4 protein-coding genes are annotated in these 6,027 nt (G+C 61.7%); 1 reads left to right on the top strand and 3 read right to left on the bottom strand.

What is annotated here, in order from left to right; translation table 11 throughout:
- Positions 1 to 55: 55 nt before the first annotated feature.
- Positions 56 to 772 carry an ABC transporter ATP-binding protein gene (locus tag VJ651_RS13840; RefSeq protein WP_324108010.1) on the top strand — a complete coding sequence of 239 codons (717 nt, stop codon included), beginning with the start codon at positions 56 to 58 and terminating at the stop codon, positions 770 to 772.
- 45 nt (positions 773 to 817) lie between these two features.
- On the opposite strand, the gene VJ651_RS13835 is transcribed toward VJ651_RS13840, so the two are convergent.
- From VJ651_RS13835 to VJ651_RS13825, 3 genes are all read right to left on the bottom strand, one after another.
- Complete coding sequence (locus tag VJ651_RS13835; protein WP_324108009.1) at positions 818 to 2,107, bottom strand: sigma-54 interaction domain-containing protein; 1,290 nt, start codon at positions 2,105 to 2,107, stop codon at positions 818 to 820.
- Complete coding sequence (locus VJ651_RS13830) at positions 2,104 to 5,163, bottom strand: peptidase domain-containing ABC transporter (RefSeq protein WP_324108008.1); 3,060 nt, start codon at positions 5,161 to 5,163, stop codon at positions 2,104 to 2,106. Before VJ651_RS13830 ends, VJ651_RS13835 begins: the two co-directional genes overlap by 4 nt.
- 97 nt (positions 5,164 to 5,260) lie before the next feature.
- Positions 5,261 to 6,013: a peptidylprolyl isomerase gene (locus tag VJ651_RS13825; RefSeq protein WP_324108007.1), complete on the bottom strand. Its 753-nt coding sequence runs from the start codon at positions 6,011 to 6,013 to the stop codon at positions 5,261 to 5,263.
- Between the last annotated feature and the right edge of the window lie 14 nt (positions 6,014 to 6,027).

Raw genomic sequence — 6,027 nt, 5'->3', positions numbered from 1 at the left:
TGGACCCTTCTCCTCACTCTCGCCAGACCCACTCCCGCACGTTTCCACACGACCTATGCTTGAGCTGGCCGACGTGCACACCTTCTACGGCAACATCCGAGCTCTCCGCGGCGTCTCCATCGCGGTCGAGTCCGGCGAGATCGTCACCCTGATCGGCGCCAACGGCGCCGGCAAGACCACGACGCTCCGGACGATCCTGGGAACGGTGCGACCCCGCCGGGGGACGGTGAGCTTCGCCGGCCAGCGCCTCAACACGCTCCCCACCGACCGGATCGTGCGTCTCGGAATCGCGCAGTCACCGGAAGGCCGGCGGATCTTCCCCCGGATGACGGTGCTCGAGAACCTGGAGCTGGGAGCCTTCGCGCGCCGGGACCGCGAGGCGATCCCCGCCGACCTCGAGCGCGTCTTCACCCTCTTTCCGCGCCTGCGCGAGCGGGTCGGCCAGGTAGGGGGCACGCTCTCCGGCGGCGAGCAGCAGATGCTCGCCATGGCGCGCGCCATCATGCTCAATCCGGAAGTGGTGCTGCTCGACGAACCGTCAATGGGCCTGGCGCCCATCCTGGTCGACGAGGTGTTCCGCATCATCTCCCGCCTGAAGGAACGCGGCGCGACCATGCTGCTGGTGGAGCAGTTCGCCGCTGCTGCATTGAACGTGGCGGATTACGGCTATGTGCTGGAGAACGGACGGATTTCGGTGCATGGCCCGGCTGAGAGCCTGAAGAATGATCCGGCCGTGAAGGCGGCCTACCTGGGCGGCGGGCATCAGCATTGACAGGTATTGCATGCCTGCACTTGCGGGCATGCGTCCCCTCCTTATTCAAGTTCGTTTTTCAGGCAGCGGCGCCGCGTTCCGCTTGCGGAAGTCCTTCGAGTGAATGCCGTGCTTCTTGAGCAGCATTTGCAGATGCGAGCGATTCATGTCGCAGCGGCGTGCGAGTTCGGCCACCGTGCCGCCGACTTCGCGCAATCCCTGCTCCAGAAATGCCCGTTCCGCTTCGTCGCTGGCGGCGCGCTTGGCGTCGCTCAGCGAGGCAAAGCTCGGTACGCTGGTGGCGGGAAGTTCGACCGGCGCGGACGAGCGTGGACGGATGGCCTCGGGTAGATGGCTCAGATCGGCCGTGTCGCCCGCGAGGCAGGACAGGCGGTAGATCAGGTTGCGCAGTTCGCGGATGTTGCCGGGATAGCCGTAGTTCAGCAGAAAATCGCGCAGGCGCGGCGTCATTTTGATCGGCGGTCTTTTCAGCGCTTCGGCCGCTTCGTCGCCGAAGTAGGCAAACAATAGAGGAATCTCATCCTTGCGTTCGCGCAGTGGCGGCAGTGTCACATGGATGACGCTGAGCCGGTAGAACAGGTCTTCGCGAAAGGTCCCCTCCTCGATCAGCTTGCGCAAATTCTTGTTGGTGGCGGCGACGATGCGCGCATCGACGGAGATGAGTTCGTCCGAACCCACGCGCTGGATCTCGTGCGATTGCAGCACGCGCAGCAGCTTGACCTGGCCGGGCAGCGGCAGCTCGCCGATTTCGTCGAGGAAGATGGTGCCCTTGTGCGCGCTTTCGAACTTGCCCTTGCGGTCGTTGGAGGCGCCGGTAAAGGCGCCCTTCTTGTGGCCGAACAGTTCGGATTCCAGCAGGTTGTCGGGAATCGCGCCACAGTTGACGGAGATGTAAGGCTTGTCGGCGCGCGAGCCGTTGGCGTGGATGACTTTCGCCATCAGTTCCTTGCCGGTTCCGCTTTCGCCGTCGATCAGCACCGGCAGGTCGGTGGGCGCGGCCTTTTCGGCGATCTCCAGCGATTCGAGCAGTTTCGGGTTGTCGCCGAAGGTGCCTTCGAAGACAAAGCTGCGGTCCAGCAGCGCCTGCCGGCGCTCGCCGGGCGTCTGTTCCTGCGGCAGCGGTTCGGCCGATGCCGCCTGCACGAAGCGCTCCTTGTGCGACAACTGCATCACTTCATCGCGCAAGGCGTTCGATTGCCGCAGCAGCTTTTCAATATCCGAACGTTCCAGCTTCGAGGCCCAGCGCAGCGTGGTGCGCAGGATTTCTATTTTTTCGATCAGCCCCGCGTACGAGACGGCGGAGCTGGCATGTCCGAGAGGGTTGTACAGTTTCATGCCGCGCTCAGTTGCTTCTGGACCAGCTGGTAGTACATCCCCTTCCGGTCCACTAGTTCCTCATGCCGCCCCTGTTCCACGATCGCTCCCTCGTACAGCACCAGGATCTTGTCGGCCCGCATGATGGTGCTGAGGCGGTGCGCGATGATGACGGCGGTGCGTCCTTTGAGGATTTCGCTCATGTTGCCGATGATGTTGCTTTCCGACTGGGTATCCAGTGCGGACGTGGCTTCGTCGAATACCAGCAGGCGCGGATCATGGTAGAGCGCGCGCGCGATGCACAGGCGCTGGACCTGCCCGCCCGACAGGCCCATGCCGCGTTCACCGACGACCTGTTCGTAACCCAGCGGCATCTTGGCGATGAAGGCGTGCGCATCGGCCATCTTCGCCACTTCCTCGATGCGGCGTCGATCCGGGCTTTCGTCGCCGCTGGCGATGTTTTCCGCGATGGTGCCGGAGAACACCAGGTTGCTCTGCATCACATAGCCGACCTGGGCGCGGTAATACTCCTTGTCGATCACGCTCATGTCGTAGCCGTCCACCATGATCTTGCCGTCAGTGGGCGGATAGAAGCCGACCAGCAATTTGGCGAGCGTGGTCTTGCCGGAACCGCTGCGGCCGACGATGGCAACCAGCTCGCCCGGCTTGATGTCGAGGCTGATGTTTTCCAGCACATAGGGGGTGTCGCTTTCGCCGTAGCGGAAATAGATGCTGTCCAGCTTGATCTCGCCCTGCAGGTCGGGCAGCACCACGCGCGAAGGCAGGTCTTCCGGTTTCTGCTCCGGCTCCATGTCCAGCACATCGCCGAGGCGCTCCATTGCCACACCGGCATCGTTGAGCCGGCTCCAGAGCCCGACCAGACCCATCAGGGGTGACAGCACGCTGCCCATCAAGGCATTGAAGGCCATCAACTGGCCGATGGAGAGTTCGCGCGCCAGCACCAGGTTGGCGCCGACCCAGAGGATGGCGATCGTGGTGGCAGCGTTCAGCACCTGGCTGACCAGCGAGATCCAGATGTTGAAGGTTTGCGCGCGGTATTGCGTCTCCAGCGACTTGGCGTATTTCTTCTCCCACTTCAGCCGTACCGGCCGCTCGATGCCCATGCCCTTGACCGTCTCGACGCCGCCGAGCGCTTCCATCAGGAAGGCTTGCGCATCGGTCGATGCGGTGAACACTTCGCGCGCATAGTTCTTCACCTTCGGCGTCGCCAGCACGGTCAGGGCAATGATCGGAATGACGAAGGCGATCAGCACCAGCGTCATCTTCACGTTGTACATGAACATGATGGTGAAGTAGAGGAACACCATCAGCAGGTTGAGGATGGTGGTGACGGTCGATTCCGTCAGGAAGGCGCGGATGGTGATGTTCTCCTGGAAGCGCGCGAGGATGTCGCCGGTCTTGCGCTTGGCGAAGAAGGAGAACGGCAGCGACATGGTGTGCTTGAAGAACTGCGACATCATCGCGAAATCCATGTTGCGCACCATGAAGTTGGCGAGGAAGGAACGGATGGTCGACATCAGCTGCGTGAACACATTGGAAATGATCAGGCCCGCGATCAGCAGATGCAGCAGGCTGAAGTTCTGATGCACGATCACGCCGTCCAGAATGTTCTGGATGATCATCGGCGGCACGATGCCCAGCACCTGGATCACGAAGGTGGCGAGGAACAGGTGGGCGAGAATCTTTCTGTAGGGTTGCAGATAGCCGACGAAGCGTATCCATGGCGAACGCGCCGCCGCCAGCTTCACCTGGTTCTGGCCGGGCGTGAAAACCAGGCAGGTGCCGCTCCAGCCGCGCTCGAATTCCTCCACGCTCATCTTGCGGAAGCCGATCGCCGGGTCGGCCATCCACACCTGCTGCTTGGAAATGCCGTACACCACGACGTAGTGGTAACCCTCCCAGTGGACGATGAAGGGCAGCTCGAAACCGAGCAAGGCTTCGTAGGTGCATTGCACGCCGCGCGTGGTGAAGCCGAGCGATTCGCCGGCGCGCGCGAGGCTGTCCATGGTGGCGCCGGCGGTGGTGACATTCGCCAGTTCGCGCAATTTGCCGAGCGTCATGAGAATGCCGTAATGCTTGCACAGCATTGCAAGACAGGCCGCGCCACAATCCATCTCTTCGGCCTGTTCGACCCAGGCGAAGCGCTTGATGATCTTCTCGCCGAACTCGGGCTTGGACTGCAGGTCGAGCACCACCGGGCGCTTGCGCCGCTCCGCCAGTTTCTTCTGCCGATGCAGTTCGCGCTCGATGATGCGGATGCGGTCTTCCAGTACTTCGCCGAGTTTCGGATTGCGCTCCAGAATCACATGAATGGTTTTTTCGGGGATCACCAGCAGCGTGACTTCGGTGTTGGTGATGACCGAGGCCAATTGCTCCTGCCGCATCAGGCATGCCTTTTCGCCGAAGATCTCGCCCTGCCGCAGCGTCGCCAGTGTGTATTCCTCGCCCTCCTCGCTGCGCACGATGCGCACTTCGCCCTGGCGGATCACATACAGGCGGCGATCGTCGCGCGAGTTCTGTTTCAGGATTTCCTTGCCTGCGGCGACGCGCTTGACGCCGACACTGCGGATGAATTCCTCCAGTTCGCTCTTGTTGACCTTGCCGCGCAGATCGAACAGGCGCGTCACGAAGCCGCCCGCCGAACTGATCGCGACATAGCTCGTCACGAAGGCATACGCAGCCGGATTGCGGTTGATGATGGGCTCGATGACTTCACGCGGGATGAACAGCAGCTCGGTCTTGGCCGACGCGCGCACCGAGGATTCGTGGCGGTAATCGCGCAGCATCGCAATGTCGGCGAACACCTCGCCCGCCTTGCGCACGCCCATGCTGATTTCCTTGCCATGTTCCTCGGTAAACATGCGCACCGAACCGGACCTGATCACGTACAAACCCTTGGCCGGCTCGCCGGCGTTGCAGACGGTGTCGCCGAAGGAAAAGAAGCGCGATTCGGCATGCCCGGAAAGTTGCTCCAGTTCTTCGCGGGCAAAGGGCGACAGGATTTCCACCGAGGACAGGAAATCGGCGAGGGATTGGGGTTGGGCGGAGGCTTCCATAAATGTGCCGGGAAAATGACTCGGGCAGGATTGCGGCCAGGTTCCCGTTCCTCGTGAGGAGAAGGAACCGGTACGCGGCGCAATCGAAGCGGGAGACTTACTTCGCCTCGATAATGTGTTCCTGCGCCCGCGCCATCAGCCATTCCTCGCGCAGCAGGCGTCGCACCTCGGCGGCCGTCTCCTCATCCAGCATGGCCGGATGTTTCGCGTTGACCATGAAGATTTCGTAGAACGATTTGTCCGGCGACGGGAACGGCCCGAGCAGGTCGCCGACGGAGGCATTGAATACCTTGGCCTCGATATCGGTCTTGAGCGATCCGCGCAGCACCTTGCCGATCAGCCCGCCCTTCTCGCGCGTGTCGGCGATGGAATGCTCGCGCGCCATTTCCTCGAAACTCTCCGGATCGTCGCGCAGGACGGAGATCATTTCCTTGGCCTGGCCTTCCGTGCTCATCACGATGTGGCTCACCTCGATGCTGTCGAACTTGGGCGAATTCAGCTTGAAGTACGCCTCCACCGCCTTGTCGTTGCACACCTCGGCCATCATTTTTTCCTGGTACAGGCTGTCGGTGATGAAATCCTCGAATTCATCCAGGCTGACCCCGAGCGCATCCATGTAATGATTCATGTCGGCCGCCCGATGCAGGCCTTGCACGCGGCGGAACTGGTCGGCCCTTTCCTGTATTTCCTCGGGCGATACCGGAATGCCTTTTTTCTTCGCTGCACGGACGGTGAGCTTGTCCCGCACCAGTTGCTCCACCAGCCCCTCGAACTGTCCTGTCAGCTTCAATATCCTGACAAAGTCGTCAACCTCAATGACCTCGTCATCGATGCGTACAATCGCTGTCATGTCGTCTGCTCCTT

The organism is Noviherbaspirillum sp. (assembly GCF_035254865.1).
GTDB lineage: Bacteria > Pseudomonadota > Gammaproteobacteria > Burkholderiales > Burkholderiaceae_D > Noviherbaspirillum.
The sequence above is the reverse complement of the archived record's forward strand: the minus strand, read 5'-3'. Positions and strand labels throughout refer to the sequence as shown.

Bases quoted from the DNA above. Each gene is read 5' to 3' on its own strand.
- VJ651_RS13825 (WP_324108007.1), bottom strand. From the start codon at position 6,013: ATGACAGCGATTGTACGCATCGATGACGAGGTCATTGAGGTTGACGAC.
- VJ651_RS13835 (WP_324108009.1), bottom strand. From the start codon at position 2,107: ATGAAACTGTACAACCCTCTCGGACATGCCAGCTCCGCCGTCTCGTAC.
- VJ651_RS13840 (WP_324108010.1), top strand. From the start codon at position 56: ATGCTTGAGCTGGCCGACGTGCACACCTTCTACGGCAACATCCGAGCT.
- VJ651_RS13830 (WP_324108008.1), bottom strand. From the start codon at position 5,163: ATGGAAGCCTCCGCCCAACCCCAATCCCTCGCCGATTTCCTGTCCTCG.